At 61.2% G+C, this 21,340-nt stretch carries 22 protein-coding genes and 5 pseudogenes; 7 read left to right on the top strand and 20 right to left on the bottom strand.

What is annotated here, in order from left to right; genetic code table 11:
• The 4 genes and pseudogenes from J8G26_RS17915 to J8G26_RS17900 all read left to right on the top strand — a co-directional run.
• Positions 1–815, top strand: a pseudogene (locus tag J8G26_RS17915) (IS5 family transposase); the annotation flags it as partial.
• Positions 816–881: 66 nt separating this feature from the next.
• Complete coding sequence (locus J8G26_RS17910) at positions 882–1,283, top strand: hypothetical protein (protein ID WP_157896545.1); 402 nt, start codon at positions 882–884, stop codon at positions 1,281–1,283.
• A gap of 38 nt (positions 1,284–1,321) precedes the next feature.
• A complete protein-coding gene (locus tag J8G26_RS17905) occupies positions 1,322–2,095 on the top strand; it encodes a hypothetical protein (RefSeq protein ID WP_086911703.1) in 774 nt (257 codons plus the stop codon).
• Positions 2,096–2,355: 260 nt separating this feature from the next.
• Positions 2,356–2,721 (top strand): annotated as a pseudogene (locus tag J8G26_RS17900) (IS5/IS1182 family transposase); the annotation flags it as partial.
• A 537-nt stretch (positions 2,722–3,258) separates the two neighbouring features.
• On the opposite strand, the gene J8G26_RS17895 reads toward J8G26_RS17900, so the two are convergent.
• From J8G26_RS17895 to J8G26_RS17860, 8 genes are all read right to left on the bottom strand, one after another.
• Positions 3,259–4,215: a Gfo/Idh/MocA family oxidoreductase gene (locus J8G26_RS17895; protein WP_086911701.1), complete on the bottom strand. Its 957-nt coding sequence runs from the start codon at positions 4,213–4,215 to the stop codon at positions 3,259–3,261.
• On the bottom strand, positions 4,216–5,082 hold the full coding sequence (locus J8G26_RS17890) for a class III extradiol dioxygenase subunit beta (RefSeq protein WP_086911700.1): 867 nt from the start codon (positions 5,080–5,082) through the stop codon (positions 4,216–4,218).
• Between the two features lies 1 nt (position 5,083).
• The gene (gene ligA / locus J8G26_RS17885) at positions 5,084–5,527 is read right to left on the bottom strand and encodes a protocatechuate 4,5-dioxygenase subunit alpha (protein WP_086911699.1); all 444 of its coding nucleotides are present in this window, start codon (positions 5,525–5,527) and stop codon (positions 5,084–5,086) included.
• 63 nt (positions 5,528–5,590) lie between these two features.
• Complete coding sequence (locus J8G26_RS17880; RefSeq protein ID WP_086911698.1) at positions 5,591–6,529, bottom strand: amidohydrolase family protein; 939 nt, start codon at positions 6,527–6,529, stop codon at positions 5,591–5,593.
• Positions 6,530–6,532: 3 nt separating this feature from the next.
• The gene (locus J8G26_RS17875; RefSeq protein WP_086913976.1) at positions 6,533–7,459 is read right to left on the bottom strand and encodes an NAD(P)-dependent oxidoreductase; all 927 of its coding nucleotides are present in this window, start codon (positions 7,457–7,459) and stop codon (positions 6,533–6,535) included.
• 118 nt (positions 7,460–7,577) lie between these two features.
• Positions 7,578–8,261: a 4-carboxy-4-hydroxy-2-oxoadipate aldolase/oxaloacetate decarboxylase gene (gene ligK / locus J8G26_RS17870; protein WP_086911697.1), complete on the bottom strand. Its 684-nt coding sequence runs from the start codon at positions 8,259–8,261 to the stop codon at positions 7,578–7,580.
• The gene (locus tag J8G26_RS17865) at positions 8,258–9,289 is read right to left on the bottom strand and encodes an amidohydrolase family protein (RefSeq protein WP_086911696.1); all 1,032 of its coding nucleotides are present in this window, start codon (positions 9,287–9,289) and stop codon (positions 8,258–8,260) included. Before J8G26_RS17865 ends, ligK begins: the two co-directional genes overlap by 4 nt.
• A 70-nt stretch (positions 9,290–9,359) precedes the next feature.
• Entirely contained in the window at positions 9,360–10,484 is a 1,125-nt protein-coding gene (locus J8G26_RS17860; protein WP_086913975.1) for a 4-oxalomesaconate tautomerase, read from the bottom strand.
• Positions 10,485–10,620: 136 nt separating this feature from the next.
• Here J8G26_RS17860 and J8G26_RS17855 point away from each other — a divergent pair, with 136 nt between their 5' ends.
• Positions 10,621–11,529: a LysR substrate-binding domain-containing protein gene (locus J8G26_RS17855; protein ID WP_086911695.1), complete on the top strand. Its 909-nt coding sequence runs from the start codon at positions 10,621–10,623 to the stop codon at positions 11,527–11,529.
• A gap of 158 nt (positions 11,530–11,687) precedes the next feature.
• Entirely contained in the window at positions 11,688–13,067 is a 1,380-nt protein-coding gene (locus J8G26_RS17850) for an IS4 family transposase (RefSeq protein ID WP_210570570.1), read from the top strand.
• On the opposite strand, the gene J8G26_RS17845 is transcribed toward J8G26_RS17850, so the two are convergent.
• From J8G26_RS17845 to J8G26_RS17795, 12 genes and pseudogenes are all read right to left on the bottom strand, one after another.
• The gene (locus J8G26_RS17845; RefSeq protein ID WP_086913974.1) at positions 13,033–13,290 is read right to left on the bottom strand and encodes an aldolase/citrate lyase family protein; all 258 of its coding nucleotides are present in this window, start codon (positions 13,288–13,290) and stop codon (positions 13,033–13,035) included. The genes J8G26_RS17850 and J8G26_RS17845 overlap by 35 nt on opposite strands.
• 47 nt (positions 13,291–13,337) lie before the next feature.
• A pseudogene (locus J8G26_RS17840) lies at positions 13,338–13,532 on the bottom strand (CoA transferase); the annotation flags it as partial.
• Positions 13,533–14,052: 520 nt separating this feature from the next.
• Entirely contained in the window at positions 14,053–16,008 is a 1,956-nt protein-coding gene (locus J8G26_RS17835; RefSeq protein WP_086911693.1) for a relaxase/mobilization nuclease and DUF3363 domain-containing protein, read from the bottom strand.
• A 327-nt stretch (positions 16,009–16,335) separates the two neighbouring features.
• A complete protein-coding gene (locus J8G26_RS17830) occupies positions 16,336–16,848 on the bottom strand; it encodes a S26 family signal peptidase (protein WP_086911692.1) in 513 nt (170 codons plus the stop codon).
• Positions 16,845–17,330 (bottom strand): DUF2840 domain-containing protein, encoded by a 486-nt coding sequence (locus J8G26_RS17825; RefSeq protein WP_236748560.1) that lies wholly within the window; start codon positions 17,328–17,330, stop codon positions 16,845–16,847. The genes J8G26_RS17830 and J8G26_RS17825 overlap by 4 nt, the downstream gene beginning before the upstream one ends.
• Positions 17,331–17,362: 32 nt before the next feature.
• Positions 17,363–17,626, bottom strand: coding sequence for a chromosome partitioning protein ParB (locus J8G26_RS17820; RefSeq protein ID WP_086911691.1), 264 nt, complete (start codon positions 17,624–17,626; stop codon positions 17,363–17,365).
• Positions 17,623–18,357: a ParA family partition ATPase gene (gene parA / locus J8G26_RS17815; protein ID WP_236748648.1), complete on the bottom strand. Its 735-nt coding sequence runs from the start codon at positions 18,355–18,357 to the stop codon at positions 17,623–17,625. Before parA ends, J8G26_RS17820 begins: the two co-directional genes overlap by 4 nt.
• A gap of 238 nt (positions 18,358–18,595) precedes the next feature.
• Positions 18,596–19,372, bottom strand: a pseudogene (locus tag J8G26_RS17810) (replication initiator protein A); the annotation flags it as partial.
• 43 nt (positions 19,373–19,415) lie between these two features.
• Complete coding sequence (locus J8G26_RS17805) at positions 19,416–19,679, bottom strand: helix-turn-helix domain-containing protein (protein ID WP_086913971.1); 264 nt, start codon at positions 19,677–19,679, stop codon at positions 19,416–19,418.
• A gap of 116 nt (positions 19,680–19,795) precedes the next feature.
• Positions 19,796–20,335: a DUF2285 domain-containing protein gene (locus J8G26_RS19455; protein ID WP_236748649.1), complete on the bottom strand. Its 540-nt coding sequence runs from the start codon at positions 20,333–20,335 to the stop codon at positions 19,796–19,798.
• 13 nt (positions 20,336–20,348) lie between these two features.
• Positions 20,349–20,594 (bottom strand): DUF6499 domain-containing protein, encoded by a 246-nt coding sequence (locus J8G26_RS19450; RefSeq protein WP_236748650.1) that lies wholly within the window; start codon positions 20,592–20,594, stop codon positions 20,349–20,351.
• 117 nt (positions 20,595–20,711) lie between these two features.
• A complete protein-coding gene (locus J8G26_RS17795) occupies positions 20,712–21,053 on the bottom strand; it encodes a DUF2958 domain-containing protein (RefSeq protein WP_086911689.1) in 342 nt (113 codons plus the stop codon).
• Positions 21,054–21,199: 146 nt separating this feature from the next.
• Here J8G26_RS17795 and J8G26_RS19445 point away from each other — a divergent pair.
• Positions 21,200–21,301 (top strand): annotated as a pseudogene (locus J8G26_RS19445) (transcriptional regulator); the annotation flags it as partial.
• Positions 21,302–21,340 lie beyond the last annotated feature (39 nt).

The raw sequence follows: 21,340 nt of genomic DNA, 5'->3' as shown, positions 1-21,340 counted from the left end.
CAACAAGGGTTAAGAACTCCACTTTTCAGGGGCAACCTCAGGCCAGCCTGCTGTACCTCAAGCACAGCTTCAACCTCAGCGACGAAGAACTCGTTGTGCGCTGGAGCGAGAACATCCTGTGGCAGTTCTTCAGCGGCATGGATTACTACGAGCATCGCCTGCCCTGCGACGCCACGCAGATTGGACGCTTTCGCCGCGACCTGGGCGAGGAGGGCTTGGAGCTGCTGCTCAAGGCCACCATCGACACGGCCGTTGCCATGGAGGCCGTCAAACCTCAAGACCTGGAGCGCGTGATTGTTGACACCACTGTGCAGGAGAAGGCCATCGCCCATCCGGTGGACAGCCGCTTGCTGGAGATCGCTCGCCATAAGGTGGTCAGTGCCGCCAAGCGCGCAGGCATCGGGCTCAAACAGACCTTTGCCAAGGAAGGCAAGGCCTTGCGCTGGAAGGCCGGCGGCTACGCCCACGCCAAGCAGTTCCGGCGTCTCAGACGCGTACTCAAACGCCAGCGCACGATTCTTGGCATCGTCATTCGCGAGGTGCAACGCAAAATGCAAGGCGAGGGCTTCGCACCTGAGCACCCCAAGGCCGCAAGTGACTTGTCGATGTGGCTTGCGCGAGCTGAACGCATCCGCACGCAACAGCGTCACAGCAAGAACAAGCTCTACGCGCTGCACGCGCCGGAGGTCGAGTGCATTGGCAAGGGCAAGGCACGCAAGCCCTACGAGTTCGGTGTCAAGAGTGCGGTGGTGGTCTCACACCAGCATGGCCTGATGCTGGGTGCACGCACCTTCCCCGGCAACCCCTACGACGGCGGGTGCGATTCAAACTGATGTGGCGTTATTCTCGGCCATCTATCCATCCAACCAAGGGGCGACGACATGACTGAGCCATTAATGAGTGACGCGGAGTTGGTAAGAAGATTAGGGGCGCATCCTGATCTGCGAAGCCGAATGGAGTCCCTGCTGCTGGCCGTCGAAGATGAGACGGGAGAGCTCAAGACTGCCGATGCGGCTGAAATGCGGGTAATCGAGGAAATGCGACGCACCGGCCAAGTTGCGCTTCAATCATGGGCGACACGCCAGGTAATGCAGACCTCGCAAGAGCTCAAGCAAACCGCTGGCGTATGGAGCGAGGGTAAAAAAAACTCTGCTGGCACACCACCTTTGGTGACATCTGCATTGACGAGCCTCAATACCGCAACGCCACCAAAAGAGTCCGCCCGTTTGCGCAAAGCGCCCAAGTCAGCAACCGCGGCTGCTCACGCCCGCTACAGCGCGTAGTCACCGACTTCGGTGCTGACCAACCCTTTGCCCAAGCCATGGACAAACTCGTTGAGCACTATGGCGTCGTGTTGAGTGAAAGCACCATTGCCCGCATCACCGAGGGCCATGCCAAAAAGATATTTGAGTCGGCCCCGCCACCCCAAGGCTGGCCCACACAACCGGGCACCAGCACCGCAGTCATTGTGCAGACAGACGGGGGCATGGTGCCCATCATGGAGCCTGATGTCAACAGTGCAGACAAGCGCAAAGGAAAGAAGCTTCAGTGGAGAGAGGCAAAAATATGCCTTGCACACCCGCAGGGGAGCAAGACACTGGCCTTCGCCGGCACGCTGCTGGGAGACGTTGACACAGCCGGGCAATGCCTCTTTGAGTGTGCTGTTCAGGCCGGCTTTGGTACCGGCACGCCAATTCATGGCGTAGGCGATGGAGCGCCATGGATAGCCGATCAGGTTGAAAAGAAATTTGGTGCACAGGGCCGCTACCTGGTTGATTTCTTTCATGCGTGTGACTACCTCAGTGCAGCCGGCAAGGCCATCATCAGCTCAGGGCAGGAACACAAAACGTGGATGGACAAGCAAAAAACGCGACTCAAAACAAACCAGGCAAACGACGTATTGCACGAGCTGCAAACGCATCTTGAATCGCCACAGGTTCAGGACAGCGAGGCCCCGGTAAGGCAGTGCCACCGCTACCTGTTCAACAGACCAGACCAACTCAATTACCAAGACGCAATCAAGCGCGATTTACCCATTGGTTCGGGGGAAATTGAAAGCGCCCACCGCTACATTGTTCCATGCCTATCCGGTTAACGCCCAAAAGCTCGGTGCGGCCACTACAGGTAGCGTCTGGCGCCGGGTCAAGCTACCACCTATAGTGTCCTTGGGTGCCAACCGGATAGGCATGCATTGTTCAACAGCGCATGAAACGCCCGGGCGCTTGGTGGCGTGCGCACAATGCCGAGCACATGCTGGCATTGCGGCTCAATCGCGCAAACCGTCAGTGGGACAGCTATTGGCAGCGAATTTCAAACAACCAGCATGATCAACTCACCACATCAGTTTGAATCGCACCCTACGACGGCCACATCCTGAGCGCAGTCCTGGAACAGGCAACGAACTTGATGCAAGACTTGCCTGTCAAGCTCAAGCACATCGTGGTCGATCTGGGCTTTCGCGGCGTGGACGCCGACAACCCGGACAAAGAGATCATTCACCGGGGCAAGTACAAGCGCCTGAGCACCAAGCAAAAGGGCTGGCTCAGACGGCGCCCGGCCATCGAGCCAGCCATAGGCCACTTGAAGTCTGATCACCGCATGGATCGCTGCTGGCTGCAAGGCGCGCTGGGCGACGCTTTGCACTCCATCAGTTGTGCTGCTGGCTACAACCTGCGCTGGTTGCTGCGCGCCATTGCCCGTCGGGGCATAGGGGCGGTTTTTTTGCGCCTGTTGCAGGCTGCGTTGTCACCGCCATGGACGAAGGGAACATTACAGCGCTCTCATGCTTGCGTTGGGACTTGGTGTTTGAGCAACGGCGCCGGGGCGGTCGAAAAACCGAATTTTGGCCAGACCGCATGGGCTGGATTTTGAAAAATGAATTTTGCAGGGCCGACTAACTATAGCGGGTAGTCTGCGTTTCCTCCCTCTTTGAATTGGAATTCTTGAATTGATCTTCAACGGGGAAAGCTGCTTAGGGCGAAGCCCGAAGCTGAAGGCTTCGAGAATAGCCGTTGAACACCTTTGTAACCAAATAATGAATGAGGTTAATGGGGTCAATGCAGAGTGTAAAAAACTTATTATCAGCGTTATCTCGATATTTATTAATCATCGAGCGTAGCGACAAAGAGCTTGCGAACTCATTATAGGAGGAGGCCTGGGCGCAAGCCCGGGCCGGGAGACATGAGCACCATCCGGATACCCTGCGCGCCCAGCGTCTGGACGTATATTTGACTTGACCGCAGTCCGACATGAGTTACCTCACCCACCCAACTGCTGCTCCAGCGCATGCAGCACCCGGTAACACGGCAACACGCTGGCGACGCTGGAGTCGGGCTGGCGACCCTCGCGGATGGCGGCAAAGAACTCACGGTCTTGCAACTCAATGCCATTCATGCTGACGGCCACCTGGGACACGTCGATCTTTTCTTCCTTGCCATTGAACAGGTCGTCGTAGCGGGCGATGTAGGTGGCGGTGTCGCCGATGTAGCGAAAGAAAGTGCCCAACGGGCCGTCGTTGTTGAAGCTCAGGCTCAGCGTGCAAATGGCGCCATTGGCACTTTTGAGCTGGAGGCTCATGTCCATGGCAATGCCCAACGTGGGGTGAATCGGCCCCTGGATCGCATTGGCCTTGACGATGGGGCTGCCGCACTGATAAGCAAACAAGTCCACCGTGTGGGCCGCGTGGTGCCACAGCAAATGGTCGGTCCAGCTGCGCGGCTGGCCCAGCGCGTTCATGTTGCTGCGCCGGAAAAAGTAGGTCTGCACGTCCATTTGCTGGATGTTGAAGCGGCCCGCCGTAACCTCCTTGTGCACGTACTGGTGGCTGGGGTTAAAGCGCCGGGTGTGGCCGCACATGGCGACCAGGCCCGATTGCGCCGCCAGCTGCGCCACCTCTTCGCCGTCGTTGAGCACGTCGCACAGCGGAATCTCCACCTGCACATGTTTGCCGGCGCGCAGACAGGCCAGTGTTTGCGCGGCGTGCATCTGCGTGGGGGTACACAAAATGACGGCGTCCACCGCTTTCAGCGCCAGGCTCTCGGCCAGCTCGGTGGTGACATGGCCAATGCCGTATTTGGCCGCGATCTCTCGGGTTTTTTCCAGCTCACGGCTGACCAGTGAGACCACTTCAACGCCTTCAATGTTCTTGATGCCGTCGAGGTGTTTGATGCCGAAGGCACCTGCGCCCGCCAGGGCGACTTTGATAGGTTTTGTCATTTAGGTATTCTCCATGATCAGGTGGCCCACGGCGGTGTTGCTCGCGGGCACATGGTAAAAGCGGTGCTTGACTGCGGGCGGCTTGCCGCCGGTCACGTCGGCCATGGCGCCGCGTGCGATGAGCCACATCACCAGCTCGATGCCCTCGCTGCCGGCTTCGCGCACGTAGTCGATGTGCGGCACTTGGGCACAAGCGGCGGGGTCGGCAATCATTTGATCGAGCCAGGCGTTGTCCCACTCACGATTGATCAGGCCGGCGCGCGGGCCCTGCAGCTGATGACTCATGCCGCCGGTGCCCCAGATGTGCACATTCAGGTCCTGGTCATAACTCTCCACCGCCTTGCGAATGGCCTGTCCCAGTTGAAAGCAGCGCTGGCCCGATGGCACCGGGTACTGCACCACGTTCACCGCAAACGGAATCACCGGACACGGCCATTGAAACGCATCCGCGGGTGGTTGGCCGCACATCAGGCTCAGCGGCACCGTCAGGCCATGGTCCACCGGCATCTTGTTGACAATGGTCAGGTCAAAGTCCTGCTGGATCACCGACTGGGCAATGTGCGCGGCCAGCTCAGGGTGACCGATGACGGGTGGCACCGGGCGCGGGCCCCAGCCTTCGTCGGCCACCGGAAATTGGGGCGCCGTGCCAATGGCAAAGGTGGGAATCATGTCGAGGCTGAACGCGGTGGCGTGGTCGTTGTAGACCAAAAAGATCACGTCCGGCTTATTGTCTTTCATCCATTGTTTGGAATACTCGTAGCCGGCAAAAACCGGCTGCCAATAAGGCTCCTTGTCCTTGCCGAGGTCGAGCGCCGCGCCAATGGCGGGCACATGCGAGGTGTAAACGGAAGCGGTGATACGCGCCATGTCAGGCCTGCACTTTCTGGCCAGCACGGCCCTGGGGTTGATGTTGGGGCTGGGCGTCGCCGTCTTCGCCGACAAAGCGATTACCTTCAATGCTGCGACCGCCGTGCAACATCATGTCGCGGTACTCGGCCTCGGTCATGCCGGTCATGGAACCGGCCATTTGCTGAAAGCTCAGGCCATCGGTGGCGCCAATACGGGCCAAAAAGTAGATATTGCCGCCCAGCGCCATGCAGCGGTTCAGGTCGCGCGCCATCACGGCCAGTTTCTGCTCTTCGGTCATCGGCCATTCGTCGAGGTAGGCCCGCTCGTCCTGCTTGAAACGCGCGCGATTCTCGGGCTTCATCAGTGAGACGCAAAACTGGTTCAGGTGGTAACCCTTGCGGCTTTGCTCGGCATCGAAGATGGTGGTACCTGGGACGTCGAGGTAAGGTTTGTCGAGTGCCATAAATTTCCTTCAGATCGAATCAAATAAAAACCTGGATTGCCACGCTACGCTCGCAATGACACATCAAGGCGGAGACAGTTCTGGCCAGTACAAGCGCATCGGGTTGTCCACCAGCAGCTTGTGCTGCAGCGCTGCGGTGGTGGCGATGTGTGGAATAAAGTCCACCAGCAGGCCGTCGTCGGGCATGTGGTCTTTCAGGTTGGGATGTGGCCAGTCGGTGCCCCAGAGCACGCGGTCCGGGAACTCTTCAACGATGGTTTTGGCAAATGGCACCACGTCGCGGTAGGCGTTTTGCTCGCCGTTCAGGGCCTTCGGACCGGTCAGGCTCAAGCGCTCCGGGCAGCTCACCTTGCTCCAGACGTTGGGGTGCTCGCGCATGAAGCGTCGGAACAATTCAAACTGCGGTCCGTTGACGGGCAGTGACACATCGGGGCGGCCCATGTGATCGACCACCACGGTGGTGGGCAAGGCGGTAAAAAAGTCCCACAGTTCGGGCAGGTCCACCGCTTCGAAATAGATCACCACATGCCAGCCCCAGGCTTTGATGCGCGCTGCAATTTCCAGCAACTCGTCCTTGGGCGTGAAGTCCACCAGGCGCTTGACGAAGTTGAAACGCACGCCACGCACACCGGCCTCGTGCATGGCCTGCAATTCGGCGTCACTCACGTTGCGCTTGACCGTGGCCACGCCGCGCGCCCTGCCGTTGGCGTGCAGCAGCGCGTCGACCAGGGCGCGGTTGTCGGCTCCGTGGCAGGTGGCTTGCACGATCACGTTTTTGTCAAACCCCAGGTGGTCGCGCAGCGCAAACAACTGGGCCTTGGAGGCGTCGCAGGGTGTGTACTTGCGCTCAGGCGCGTAGGGAAACTCGGCGCCCGGACCGAACACATGGCAATGCGCATCGACCGCGCCGGCGGGCAATTTGAACGTGGGTTTGGCAGGACCGGCGTACCAGTCCAGCCAGCCGGGGGTTTTGGTGAAATCACCGGGAGTGCTTTGGTTCATGGTTTATTTCTTTTGATTGACCTGCGCCAACATACGGTCCGCTTCCACGCGCCAGTCGGTGCTGCGGGCGAATTCAGGCGTGCCTTTGGTTCCGAACACACCGCTGTCGGCCAGATCGGCCACCCAGGCCTGGCGCTCGGCGGTTCCCGACGCCGACCAGGGCGTCAGACCGGCATCACGCACGGTCTCGGCAACTTCGCGCACTTCCTCGCTGCGGCGTCGGCCGTGCTCGATGACGCGTTGAAAGAAATAGGCCGCCTGTTTTTCCCAGCCGATGCCGGGGAAGGTCTCGTACAGGGACGCCACCACCGCGTCTTCCACGCCGTAGTGGCGGGCTGTGGTGAAGCTCTCGATCACCATGGCTTCCAATCCCTTGATCATGACGCTGCGGCACATCTTGGTGGCACTGGCCACGCCGAGTGTGTCGCTGGCCACCTTGCTGGCGAAGCCCAGCGTGTTGAGCAGCGTGCATAAGGCATTGGCGTGCGCTCCCCCCAGCAGCAGCGGCACCTTGATGCGGTACGGCGGGATGCTGGTCATGACGGCGCCTTCCACATAACGGCCACCAGCTGCGTCGATCAAGGCGGCAGCACGCTGCTTGGCGCCGGGAGACGCCGAGTTGAAGTCAAGGAAGAAGCTGCCTGGCTGAACCGAACCGGCGCAGGCCTCTGCCACCCGCACGGTCTGGCTGGCCGTGACCGCGCTGATGATCAGGTCAGCGCCCGCAGCCAGTTCACCGCTGGAGCCGAGAAAACCCACACCATGCTGTGCCGCGTGGGTCTGCAGGGGCCCGGCGGTGGACGCGTTGACCAACTTGAGGTCATAGGCACTGACGGCCATGCCCTGGGCGCGCAGGTCTTCGGCCAGGATGCGGCCCACCTCGCCATAACCGACCAGTCCGACGCGCCATTGTTTGGGGTTTGTTTTCATCGTTTTTTCTGTCAACATGAAGCATGGTTTCATTGCGAGCGCAGCGCGGCAATCCAGGACTCAGGCAACCATGGATTGCCACGGCACCAAGCGCCTCGCAATGACGGCGAACTTCAAATTAGTCAATGTATTTCAGACCAGCTTTTTCCAGGCCTTCACGCATCTTGTAGTAGTCCAGCCCGAGCACGCCTGAGGCAAAGATGGCACGCTTGGCACCTTCGTTGGCCTCACGCGCCTCGGCCGCATCGGCGACCTGTTGCGCGAACGCGGCGGGCACCACCACCACACCGTCGATGTCGGCAATCACCACATCACCCGGGTTGACCTGGGCGCCCGCGCACACCACGGGCACGTTGACCGAGCCCAGCGTGGCCTTGATGGTTCCTTTTGCGTGGATGGCCTTGCTGAACACGGGAAAGTCCATCTCGGTCAGATCTTTCACATCGCGCACGCCGCCGTCAATGACCAGGCCGACCGCGCCACGCGCCTTGAACGACGTCGCCAGCAGGTCACCAAAAAAGCCGTCGGCATTGTCGGTGGTGCAGGCCGCAACCACCACGTCGCCGGGCTGCAATTGCTCGGCGGCCACGTGCATCATCCAGTTGTCCCCCGGCTGCAGCAGCACAGTGACGGCGGTACCGCAAATTTTGGCCTCGTTGTAAATCGGACGCAGGTAGGGTTTCATGAGGCCGACACGGCCCATGGCCTCGTGGATGGTGGCAACGCCAAAGCGCGAGAGCTTTTCTACCGTTGCTTTGTCGGCGCGGGTGATTGTGCGTTTAACAATGCCTAGATTATTCATTTCGCTTCCGTTCCTTTCAAAAGAGTGTCGAGACGCGGGAAAACCCGCCGGGCGTTGCCCTCATAAATCTGCTGGCGGTCGGCAGCACTCAGGATATTGCTGGCTTCGATGTAGCGCTTGGTGTCGTCGTAGTAGTGACCGGTCTCGGGGTCGATACCGCGCACCGCACCGATCATTTCACTGGCGAACAGCACGTTCTTGACGGGAATCACGGTGTTGAGCAGATCGATGCCCGGCTGGTGGTAGACGCAGGTGTCGAAGAAGATGTTGTTGAGCAGATGCTCTGACAACAGTGGTTTTTTCAGCTCCTGCGCCAGGCCACGGAAACGGCCCCAGTGGTAGGGCACGGCGCCGCCGCCATGCGGGATCAAAAACTTGAGCGTCGGAAAATCCTTGAACAAATCGCTGGTCAGGCACTGCATGAAAGCCGTGGTGTCGGCATTCAGGTAATGCGCGCCGGTGGTGTGGAAGCAGGCGTTGCAGCTGGTGCTGACGTGAATCATGGCGGGAATGTCGTACTCCACCATCTTCTCGTAGATCGGGTACCAGGCCTTGTCGCTCAAAGGCGGCGAGGTCCAGTGGCCGCCGCTGGGATCGGGGTTGAGGTTGATGCCGACGTTGCCGTATTCACGCACGCACTTTTCCAGTTCGGGGATGCAGGTGGCCGGGTCAACACCCGGGCTTTGCGGCAGCATCGCCACCGGCACAAAGTGATCGGGGAAAAGCTGGCTGACGCGGTAACAGAGTTCATTGCAGATGGCCGCCCAGGTGCTCGATACTTGGAAATCGCCGATGTGGTGCGCCATGAAGCTGGCGCGCGGGCTGAACAGCGTGAGGTCGGAACCGCGCTCGCGCATGAGGCGCAACTGGTTGCTCTCGATCGACTCGCGCAGTTCATCGTCGCTGATGTGCAGGTCAGAGGCTTTGGGCATCAGGGCAGGATCCTTGATGCCAGCAATTTGCTGGTTGCGCCAGGTTTCCAGCGCCTTGGGCGCGGTGGTGTAGTGGCCGTGGCAGTCGATTATCATGGTAATGCTTTCTAAAAATCAGGGGTGAATCAAGCCCGGGGGTCGGCGAAGTCGAGTGGTAGCGGGTCTTTCAACTCGCCGATGCCTGTCCTGGCCAGATCCTGGCAGGCACCATGACCTCGCCACGCATGATCAGGCGCGCGGTGCGCAGCAGGGCCGCCCGGGTCACTTTTTGCGGATCTTTCGGGTCCAGCCCCAAGGCCACACTGAATTCGCCGGTGGGGTGCTCGACCGAGACGGTCGGCGCATTGCCCGGCGGCATCACGGCCACGCCGTCGCAGACCGAGCCCTTGAGCACACACGCGGTGCCCACCGTGACCGCGGCCAGCACACCAATGGCGTCATGGCACACATGGGGAATAAAACTGCGGGTGCTGATGCTGCCACCGGCGCGCGGCGCTGCGATCAGCGTCATTTTTGGGTAGTTTTTTTGTGACACATCGCCCAGGCCCATCCTGAGCGAAATCTGCAGCCGCAGCGCTTCCAGGCGGCGCTTCAAGTCGTCGTCGGCATTGAGCTCGGCCACCGTCTCGTAGCCGGTACGGCCCAGGTCAGTGGCTTCGATGAGCACCAGCGGCATGCCGTTGTCAATACAGGTCACATCGATCGTGAACGGCACAAAACCGTCACCGGTGACCGTGATACGGTCACGCACCTGCCCGGTGGGCAGCAAGCCGGAGCACACCGAGCCGGCCGTATCCAGAAAATTGATGGTCACCGGCGCAGCGGTGCCGGGCACGCCGTCAATGCGGGCGTCGCCACCGTAATTCACGCGGCCGCCCTGCGTGACCACCGTGATGTCGCACTGCATGCCGGTGTTAAGTGTGAGCACGCGTGCTGTCGTGGTGTCACCCTGCACGGGTACGAGGCCGCGCTCGATGGCAAAGGGCAGCACCGCCGCCAGCATGTTGCCGCAGTTGGGCGTGGTGTCCACCGTGTTGCGCTCGGGCTGCAACTGGGCAAACAAGAAATCCACCGCGACGCCGGGCGTCTGGCTGGGGCTGACGATGCCGACCTTGCTGGTCAGCGGATGCGCGCCACCGAGCCCGTCGATCTGGCGCCGATCGGGCGAGCCCATCACCGCCAGCAACACCCGGTCCCGCGTGGCCACGTCAGCGGGCAAATCCGAGGCCAGAAAGAATGGCCCGCGTGAGGTTCCGCCGCGCATGAAATAACAGGGAATGGGAATTTGCATGGGCCGGATTTTGGCCGCATCCACCGGTCTTCAAAAGCCAAAAAGGCCACTAGCAGATATAACAACTTGGCATAATTGGCAGCTTGTTATGGTTAACCCTTAGACCCGCAATACAGACAATTCACCACCTGCAGCCATGGACCTGAAACAACTCGAATACTTTGTGTGCGTGGCCGAGCTCGGCAGTTTTACCCGGGCCGCCATCGCCCTCGACATCGCGCAACCCGCGCTCAGCCGCCAGGTGCGCCTGCTGGAAGTGGAGCTGCGGCAAACCCTGCTGACGCGCAACGGCCGCGGCGCCCTACCCACCGAGGCCGGCAAACTGTTGCTGGCGCACGGCCGCGGCATCCTGCACCAGGTGGCGCGAGCACGTGAAGAGCTGGGCCGGGTGCGCGGTTCGCTGGCGGGCAGAGTCGCCGTGGGCCTGCCCACCAGCCTGGCGCGGGTGCTGACCGTGCCCTTGATCCGTGCCCATCAGTCCGAGTTGCCCGATGCCAGCCTGGCCATCAGCGAAGGTTTGTCGGTGCCCATGCAGGAGTCGCTGATCGCCGGGCGGCTCGACATTGCGGTGCTCTACAACGCCCAACCCAGCGCCGACATCGACATCACCCCGCTGCTGGAAGAAGACCTGCTGCTGGTGCAACGGCGACCGCCCGGCTTGGCCGAAGACCCGGCTCCAGGCCCCATCACCCTGCGCGAACTGGCCAAATTGCCACTGGTGATCCCGACCCGGCCCAACGCCATCCGCATGCAGGTGGAGTCTGAACTGGCCAACCTGGGTTGCCGCCTGAACATGGCACTGGAAATTGATGGGGTTTCGGCCATTCTGGATCTGGTGGCGGACGGGGCCGGCAGCGCCGTGTTGTCACGTAACGCCGTGGCCAGCTCGATCCGGCCGTCGGCGTTTTGCGTGCGCACCATCACAGCCCCGGTGCTGCGCACCAAAATTTGCATGGCCACCAGCGCCCTGCGGCCCAGCACACTGACACAGCAGGCCACGCTGGCGCTGCTGCAGCGCACGGTAGAGCAAGTGTTCAAGTGCTAACTTTCACGTTAATCCGAATGGCACTTACTTAAGCCTCACAACCTTGAAGTCACGGGCGTAAGCATTTGAATTTGAAGAAAAAAGGAGGTGGCTGACCAAGGGATTGATAGGATGGTTGTTACGAAGCTTCCAAACCATCTTTCGAAAGGCCAGCCACCATGAATCGTAATGCACGAAGCGCTTTGCATCAACGTCGAAGCAGGATCGGACGCCGGGCACGGGCAACCCCGGCGGTGGAGTTCTTCAACGTGCTGACCAGCCCGGAATTGCTGGCGACAACCGAAGCGCTGCTGCCTGAGCATCGCGAGCGGCTCTATCCGCCCACGGTTGCGCTGTCCATGTTCATGCGTCAGGTGCTGGAGGCCGATGGCTCGTGCCAGAAGGCGGTCAACGGCTGGGCAGCGCAACGCGCAGCCGATGGTCTGAGCCCGTGCAGCGTTCGCACCGGCGGATACTGCCGGGCGCGCCAGCGCCTGCCGCTGGAGATGGTCAGTACGCTCACGCGCGAAACAGGGCGCTTGCTCAGCCAGAAGGCGCTGGCGCCATGGCTGTGGCGCGGGCGTTCGGTCAAACTGGTCGATGGCACCGGGATCTCGATGCCCGATACTCCGGAGAACCAAGCCTTGTATCCCCAGCCCAACACCCAGGCGCCCGGAGTGGGTTTTCCTCTGGCGCGACTTGTCATGGTGATTTGCCTGGCCAGCGGCGCGGCGCTTGATATGGCGGTAGGACCCCACAGCGGCAAGGGCAGCGGCGAACTCGGACTGGTGCGCGGCCTGCTCGAAGGCTTCCCCCCAGGCGATGTGATGCTGGCCGATGCCCTGTACTGCAATTATTTCTTGATCGCCACTCTGATGGCCACAGGCGTGGATGTGTTGTTCGAGCAAAACGGCTCGCGTATCACCGACTTTCGCCGTGGCCAGTCGCTGGGCACGCGCGATCACTTGGTGCACTGGCCCAAGCCTGCGGCGCGCCCAGAGTGGATGACGCCCGAGCAGTACGCTCACTTCCCCGACGAACTCATGGTCCGTGAAGTCAAAGTCGCCCACCAGGTGCTGGTCACCACGATGCTCGATCATCGCAAGGTCAGCAAGGACGATCTCTCGGCGCTGTATGCGCGTCGCTGGAACGTCGAGCTTGACCTGCGCAACCTCAAGACCACCACGGGCATGGATGTGCTGAGCTGCCAGACGCCGCAGATGAACGAGAAACAGCTGTGGGTCCATCTACTGGCCTACAACGTGATCCGGCTGCTCATGGCGCAGGCCGCCTGCAATGCCGGTGTCGACCCGCGCGAGCTGAGCTTCAAGCACACGGTGCAATTGTGGACCGAGTGGGTCTCGCGCGGTCTGTCGGCAGCGAAGGATGGCGGGCGGCTGTTCACATTGATCGCCCAGTGCAGAGTGGGCAATCGATCCGGACGTATCGAGCCGCGAATGCGAAAGCGACGACCCAAACCCTACTCATGGTTAAAGGTCCCGCGTGCCCATGCTCGCCGGAAAATCAAGATGCATGGTCACGACTGGGATCCAAAGTAAGTGCCATTCCGCTTAAGCCTTGCGCCACAAGGGGTTGCAGGAGTGCCAGATCGTCGGCATGCCAGACGGTGCTGGCGGCACTGATGCGAACCACTACCCGGGCGCGCTGGGCCGGCGTCATCTTTGAAGATGCTTGCACCAGTTGCGCCTGTGCATCTTCCTTGGCATCGAGCCCCACCGCATCTTCCAGGTCGATGATGACCGCATCGGCACCAGAAACCAGTGCTTTGGCAAAGCGCTCGCTCCGGTTGGGGTCACCGGCCTGGAACGGCCCGTAGGGTAGATGCTGGCGTGCGCAGCGGCGGTACGCGGCGGCGGGGCGGCACCATCAAAGGCGTAATACATCGGCTAACTCATCCACTCCGCCAGGGCTTCGAGCATCGACACGTCAATATGGCTGCCCCGCCCGGTCTTGGCGCGCAACAGCAGGGCCGAGAGGATCCTGCTGTAAGCGTACATGCCAGCGGGGCAATATCGGCCACCGTTTGGAGCCGTGCGCAACGCCCGCCCTACAATTTGCGCAGCGCAACTCTTGCACGCTGCGCAACCGGTCACGATCGCTGGAATAGGCACTTGCCGCCTGGAAGTGGCACCGCTGGCCAGTACATTGGCCAGACTCTCGCACTGCTGCAAGATGTGAAACACGTCGCCATGACAAGGCTTGTCCTCCCAAACAATCTTCTGTCCGGCGCGCAGTCCAGTACACTGGTCAGCCACCGTATAGTCGGGATTGAAGCCTTGATCACGGGCGTACAGCAGATGGATGGCCCAGGTGTCGGCATCACGGTGTTCCTCCAACCCTACACAGTAAATTCATGAAGCCAGATGTCGAAATGCTATTGAAACGCTCGGGCTCCTTCCGTAAATTTGGAGACGACGCGCGAGTCAGGCAGTGCAGTTTCCGCAAAGGGAGCTTTGGCATTTTCAAACCGGTCGACCTTAATTGCGCATGCGTTGCTGGTAACGGCAGCGTATGGCCCTGCGCCTACCGTCCACGCTGCCGCCCCATATCCCAACTAACCGATGACCCACGCACCACAGCAGCCACTTGCCTCCCCAGCCACTGCTCAACTACCGGCCGCCATGGCACAAGGCTGAAACCTATGCCGTCGTCCAGCATCGCGAAACGGCCGCTGGCGAGTTGGACTGAGCGGCGGTAGACGCCGTCTGCGCGCCCACCATCACGTAGCGGACGGTGAATTAACCCAGTCTCATTTTGAATCGCTTTGCCCACCTCGGTCAGTTCCCGATCCCGCAAAGTGGACAACAGGTTGCGCGCTAAAACCACACGCGAGCCGCGCCGCTCGGCCAAACCTTGCTCCATGAGGAAACCCATCCTGTCCTGCAAGGCATCACGCACCTGGGCACCAAAGCCCAGCGGCGACAGCTCCATGGCATCGCCCGCCATTTTTTGGTCCAACCATGTCGCGCCCTGAACGCGCACTTGATGCTCGATGGATAGGTGCGAACGCAGTTCGACGGTAATCCTCGCAGCCCGCTGTACATCATGGGCCTGAGCGCGCGACGAAAAGTCAGCTGGTACGCGCCACACACCATCAGCCATACGCTCCACGACCCTGGATCGGCGCAGTGCTTCGAGCCGACGCACGTGAACATCTACCGAAGTTTGTGGGTCTGTTGCGCCTTCCTGCCGGAACAGTGCAAGGTGATCAACGGTACGGTAAAGACCCTCACGCACGATACCCGCGATGTTGCGGTCCACCGCTCGTTCTCCTCCAGTGACTTTCACTTCCACAATGCCACCCACCGGCAGTTCGGCCAGGTCAACACCAACCGGCAGGCGAACATAATGCGCGCGGCCATCAATGCCATCCACCACCAGATAGCCCCGGTCATTGAGCTTATCGGCCAGGCCCTTGGCGGTGATGCGACCGATGATGGGTGTTGCTGGCTCAGTTTCCAGTACAAAGTCCCGTTGCTGCCCCTTCAGCGCCTTGTGCATCGTGCGCAGGATATCGCCGCGCTCGCCCATGGTGGTCAGTGTCTGTTCCATGTTTGAGGATAGTCGCCATTGGTTCGCGTCGATGCGCCCGGCCAGTTCCATCGCCTCCAACCGCTGCAACCGAGCACGAAGAAGGGTCTGGCGCTGTCGATCATTGGGTTGCTGGGTCAGGTCCACAATATCCACGGTGGCCTGTCTCTGTAGCGCCCGGTCCAGACTCGTCAGCCGCTCCTGCTCAACCTCCCGCAACAAACCCTGCCGGATATCCAGCTCGGTACGCGGCCCCAGCCATTCGGTCGCCAGCTCGCTGGCCCGCATGCGCATGCCGTGCGCCATGTAGTCCGGCGCAATTACCAGGTCCTGGCCCTTTCCCCGGCCCTCCCCAGCGCGCCCGCGCAGCACAATGTGCGTGTGCGGGTTGTCCGTATCCCAGTGATCGACGGCCACCCAATCCAGCTGAGTTTCCAGGTCGGTGGCCATGCGCTGCATGAACTCTCGCGTGTAACCGCGCAGGTCTTCCAGCTCCCCGGCATCCTCCACCGAGACAATGAAGCGGAACTGATGGCGGTCCCCTTTACCGCGTTCCTCGAATGCCTTAAGGTCAGCGGTGTCCGTCTCCAGCCCGTAGGCCTGGCCGCGTTGCCCGTCGCGGGTTACGCCGTCACGCTCGATGTAACGCAAGTGCGTTGAAGCAGATTTAGCCCCAGCCTTCTTCAACACCACATAGCGGGACTTGATGACCACGCGTCGGGCGGTAACCGCCAGCGTTTGCCCCGCCCTTCCGGCTGCAACGCGCCCCCGACCGAACGTCGATGCAGGCCGGGCACCACCCAAGCCAGAAGCCTTCGCACCGGACTTCGAGACCTGCTTCAACACCTGCGAGACGAAGCGCTGCGCACGTTGTCCATTGCCTGCGCCGGAATCGCCCTTGGGCGCTCCCGACTTGACTCTGAAACGGTCATCGTCACGTGAGACCATGGCACAAGCTCCCGCGCAATGCAGCGAATCGCATCCAAGACGGCACGCGGCCAACCCTGATGCCCTGCGGGTTTGCGCTCCTTCGCGGCACACCGGCTGCAAGCCGCCGTGCCGCGTCAACCCCACGTGCAGACTGGTGTTGCGGCCGGGTGCGTGCCGGCCCTTTTATCTTGCCCTCTGTCTTCACCGGTCCCTGACGCCTTCGACTTCCTGCCCGGTTCCGAATCCACGCCAGCCGCATGCGATGCTTGCAGCGCTGCCAAACAGGCAGCGCTGCAGCCCGAGCTGCACGCTGGCGGCAAAGCATCTGCACGACAGAAGATATGTTCATGGCGTGCTCCACGTCCAAATCGGCCGCGCAACGCCAATCACATCCGATGCACGGATGGGGCCGACGTAACGACTGTCGAACGATGCCGGATTGGTATTGCTCAAGAGAAAGAGTTCACCGTGCGCCAGGCGTCGGCACTGCTGCCAGGCCGGTAGCGAACGGCCGCGTCCATCAACATGCATCATGACGGCTACCGTCAAGTCGTCGATGCGTACCGATGCGCCATCAACGCACACCCGTTGTGGTGCCACAGCACCAATGCGCTTGAGCAATGGGATGCCAGCTGGCAGGTAACCGCGCTGCGCCGCCAGCGCTGCAACCGGTGCCGGAAGTCGGGCCAGCACGATGCTGCCAACGTGCAGCGAGTCTGCAGGCCCGATGCGGTACCAGCCGCGCGGCACGCTGTCGCTGGGGTTGTAGACCAGGCGCACGCGGTTGGGGATCGCAAGCGGCATCAGCAGTGCCACCAGGCCGATGTCCATGCAGAGAATCACCGCAGCCCGCTTCATTGCAGCGCTCCGCGCGCCATGCGCGCCGCATGTCGCTCGAAGGTGTATTCTGGCAGCGGCTCGCGTGCAGCCAGCCGGTTGCCAACCGTGCGCCAGTACGTCACCGCCACGGTACACGGATCGATACCCAACTGCTCAATAGCGTCAGTCACTGCAAGCACGGCCTTGACCTGCAGTTCACCTTCGGCAAGCAGCAGGATGCGCGCGCCTGGCACAACACCCGCGACGCGCTGTCCGCCGTCGAGTGGCATGGGTGCCTGCAGCACCATCAACTGCCAAAGTGCTGTGCCGTAATCATTAGCAATCCACTTCACGCGGCAGCAAACCGCGCCAGGTTCGAACACCGCGACGCGCCGCCAGCGGTTCAGTACGGTCTCGCGCACCGGCTTGCCGAAGCGCAGCCACACATTCACCCGCAGCTCGACGAAGGCAAGGGAAACCTGCATAGGTACGGGTCTATGCGCCGGCAATTCAGGACGCATCGTCTGTACCACTGCCTGCATGTTTGGTTGCATCATGACGTGCCCTCCTGAAACTCGCGCTCCAGCAGTTCACGCAACATCTCGACGGCCGTAACGCCGCGCTGAAACGCGACGACCTTGATGCGTCCGCGCATCACCGGTGTGACATCGATGGTGAGCCGTGCGGTGTAGATCGATGCCTTTGCGGTTGCAATCACTGCATCGACCTGCTGCACCCAGGCAGATGCTGGATCGGCACCGGGCCTGCGGCCAATTGGTGCCCGCCGCTGCGAATTGGACGGCTGTGGTTTGGTCATCCCAACACCTCCCGCACCGCCTGCGTCAGCGCCGCGATCTCGCGCGCGGCTGCGCAATTTGGTGCCACTTCAAACGCCAGCCGACCAGCAGCCACACTGTCGGCAAACACAATGCGCTGGGAGACTTCCACCACCAATGCGGGAAACGGTTGGTCGGCCAGCGCGGCACGCGCCTCGCGCCCGATAACCGTACCCACCACGCGCCGGTTGATCACAAAGGCCGCGCGCAGTTGCGGCCGAAACACCCGCGCCTCGGTGATCAGCTGCACCATCTCATGGCTGGCCCACACGTCATATGCACTGGGTTGGACTGGAATCAGCACCAGGTCCGCGGCCAGCAGCGCGGAGCGCGCGAGTGCCGCGACCCGAGGTGGTCCATCAATCACCACGAAATCCGCCTGCAAGGCGATTTGCGGCGCTTCCTGGTGCAAGGAGTCCCGCGCCAGACCAAACACGCCGTACAGACGACCGTGGCCGCTTTGCGCCCGCCGCTGTGCCCAATCAAGGGCAGAACCTTGGGGGTCGGCATCCAGCAGCGTCACGCGGCTTCCCGTCAAAGCGAACTCACCCGCGAGGTGCGTGGCCAGCGTGGTCTTGCCCGCACCGCCTTTCTGGTTGAGCAGCGCGATCACCTTGCCGGGTGGTTTTTCTCCTTCTGTCAAACGGTATTCGATGTCTTTAGACGAAGGATTGCCCGTTTTTTGAGCAGCGGTGTTTCCTCTTTTATCCATGGTTATGTCTTTAGTTAGATTAGTTAAGGAGGTCCGAGACCGTTGCTGGGCGTGGGCTGGCGCTCGATGCGCACGTGTGATTACCCGTGTCGTTTGCGGGCGATTCCCCGAATGTCGTGCGGGTGATTCCCGAGTCCGGACACAGCTTGTTCACCGACTTGTCAACAGCGGCTATGGATAAGTCGGACTGGGGTGTACCGCGTGGCCAGCTGCGGAATCTGAGCCAGTCCGTGCTGCCGACGTGCTCAAGCGAGAGCCAGTAGCCCGGCAGCGATTGGCGATGCACCAGGCGCCGCAACTGAACGGCGAAGTCGGCATAGCGCTGCAAGCTGCCCGACTTCAGGTGCAGGTGACGCAGGTTGAAGCGCCAGCCCTCCACTTGACGGCCACCGTGCTTGCGCACCAGGCGGTACAGCCAGCGCTCGAAGCCACCGGTAAGCTTGAAATAGGCCGGGTCCAGGGTCAGGACCAATGCATCCTCCATCACCCCGGCATAGAACCAGTCCGCCAGGATCAGCTCGATGCCGCAGGCCCGGCCATGGGCACCGGGCAGTTCCTTCCACTCGTCAATCCAGGAGAAGCGGTGCATGCGCCGCCCTGCGGGCTGGCGGATCGACGTTGCGACCGTGGTGGATTGCAGCCGGTCCAATGCGGCCTTGAGCATCAGGTAGTCCTTGAAGCCGGTTCCGCGCTGCACGAAGGTCAAGATCTCGTGCGGGGTTGCCGCCATCAGGCGCGAGGTGCGCAAGCCCTGGTCCCGTGCTTGAACGATGTGGCTTGCGGCCCAGATCAACACGTCGGCGTCCCAGATTGTGGCGATGCCGTGTTCCGGCACCCCTTCGACCGTCAAGGTCACCCCACCCGCCGCGAAGCGGATCGGCACCACCCTGCGCGACTTGGCCAGCGAGAAGAACGGGTAGGCCATCAGGTCCTGCGCATCGCGCGGGGCCATGTCACCACCTGGTAATGCGCGGAACAGCATGAGCTGGTCGCGTTCACTCAAAGGCTTGACCATGACCACAAGACTTTTGGTAAATCGGACACTTAGTCAACACCGATCAGCGAACTGAAGCCCGCTGGGGGCAGCCGGGGTCAGAGGTCATGCCGTAAGCACGGCCGTCGGCCCAGGTGCGCAAGTCGCCCACCGCGTAGAGCACACGCGCACCGAATTTCCGGTAACGTGGACCACCACCCAGCACACGTTGCTTCTCCAGCGTGCGTGGCGAGAGGCGCAGAAAGGCCGCCGCTTCGTCATTGGTCAGAAACTCGGGATTGCCCGGGGTTGCAGCAGACGGTTGCGCAGCCCCGGGTAAGGGACGCAAAGGCAGAGAATTCGCAGTTGCCATGAAGGCCTCCATCGACGGTCATCGTCTGGCAGCGAAATGCCGCCAGATGGAGGGAGTCTCAGGAAAGCCTGGTCAACTGCGAAGGGAGATATTCAGTGCGCGGGTTCGTCTCCGGGGGCGCTGTTGTACTGCTGGCGTACCCCAGCCAAAACCAGATAGCCGCCGCGCATCAAACCCTCGGCACGGGTCAGGAGGTGGCGAACTTGCGCACGCAGCTCACTGTCCGCTGTCCAGCGCTTACCCACAGAATCAACGCCGAACAATGCCCCGGCAATGTCGCGATGGTGCGCACCAGCCTGCCACGCATCGAGCGCCTGCAGGGCGTGCAAATGCAACAAGGAAGCGCGGGTAATTCTTCTGGCGTCAGCAGAAGGCCATTTCCCCTGGATGGCGTTGGCCTGCACCTGGTACCCGGTTAATCGCGAGCGCAGGTGGGCATCGAGCGGCACGGTCAAGCCATAGGCTGCACCATCTTCCAACTCAGAGGACAGCGACGCCCGCAAGCGGTTCGGTCCGTAGTCTGCTGTGATGTTCAGTTGCGAGCCTGCATGCGACAGGTGCTTGCGACCGGGAATCTTCCAGAAGCTAAATACTGGCCAAGTACTTGTATCATGCGCGTTGATAGCGCGCACTTGTAGCGGCGCGTCAGCCGCTGCGGTCCAGAGCGGGTGTGCCCGGCGAGCATCGAGCCGCGGGTCTTCGGCTACTTTGCAACCCCCAGCGGGATACCGAGGCGCGGCGTTGCCTGCTGAGCCAGTCGGCCTGGTAACCCGCATGGCGCCGCAAATACTCCCATGCCAGTGCAGGGCCGTCCAGGTCCAGCGTGTAGAAGTAGGCGGCCGCAGCGCGCCACGGCGCGCACAAGTCGGCAGGGTCGTGATGAATCGTCATGGCGATGGCTCCCTTCGGTATTTTCGGGAGGATGCCACGAATGGCTTCGCAAAGTGTTACCTAAATAGTTACATATTGCGACTGGCAAAAGGTCAGCAAATGCGTTTACCGCAAGGGTCAGTCGTTGATCGATCCATCGCGCATTGCCTCGGCTGCGTAGGCCGACAGCGGTTGACGTGGCTTGAAATGCGGATCGACCACGATGCGCAGGCCACGCGGCCCGCGCACACCCTCTAAAGCGGACAGGCTCACAGACCCCAGCTCTGGAAATCCGGTTCCGGCATCGCACAGCCCATAGGCCTGGTCGCCATCGGCGTCCAGACTCACCAACAACCAGACGGCACCGGCGTCCAGGGTGTAGAGCTTGACAACGGGGAACGGATCGATGGCTTCGCCACGCGCGCGGGCCACGCCGTTGGTCAGCATTTGCGTGCGCTGCAGCTCAGTGAGGAAGGTCATGGTGCCTCCGTGGGATAATTTACAGAATATTACTGATACATCACCGCCCTGAACATCCCCCCAAACCCTAATGAATGTTTGCATTCAAAGCAAATGAGTTAAATATAACGTGGTTTAAAGTATTCTAAACACCGACGCTCCTGTCCATGCAAAAGCGTGGAATTCAGCGAGGAAGGCCAACAGGCGCGACGACCTTTGAAGCCGCGCCTGCGCAAGCGTTCGGGGCTGCGGTACGGGCCGTGAGAACCACCCCTTTCAAGGTGTTTAAAAGGAAACCGTCGTAATCT

The organism is Acidovorax sp. JG5, from assembly GCF_017939685.1.
GTDB lineage: Bacteria > Pseudomonadota > Gammaproteobacteria > Burkholderiales > Burkholderiaceae_C > Acidovorax.
The sequence above is the reverse complement of the archived record's forward strand: the minus strand, read 5'-3'. Positions and strand labels throughout refer to the sequence as shown.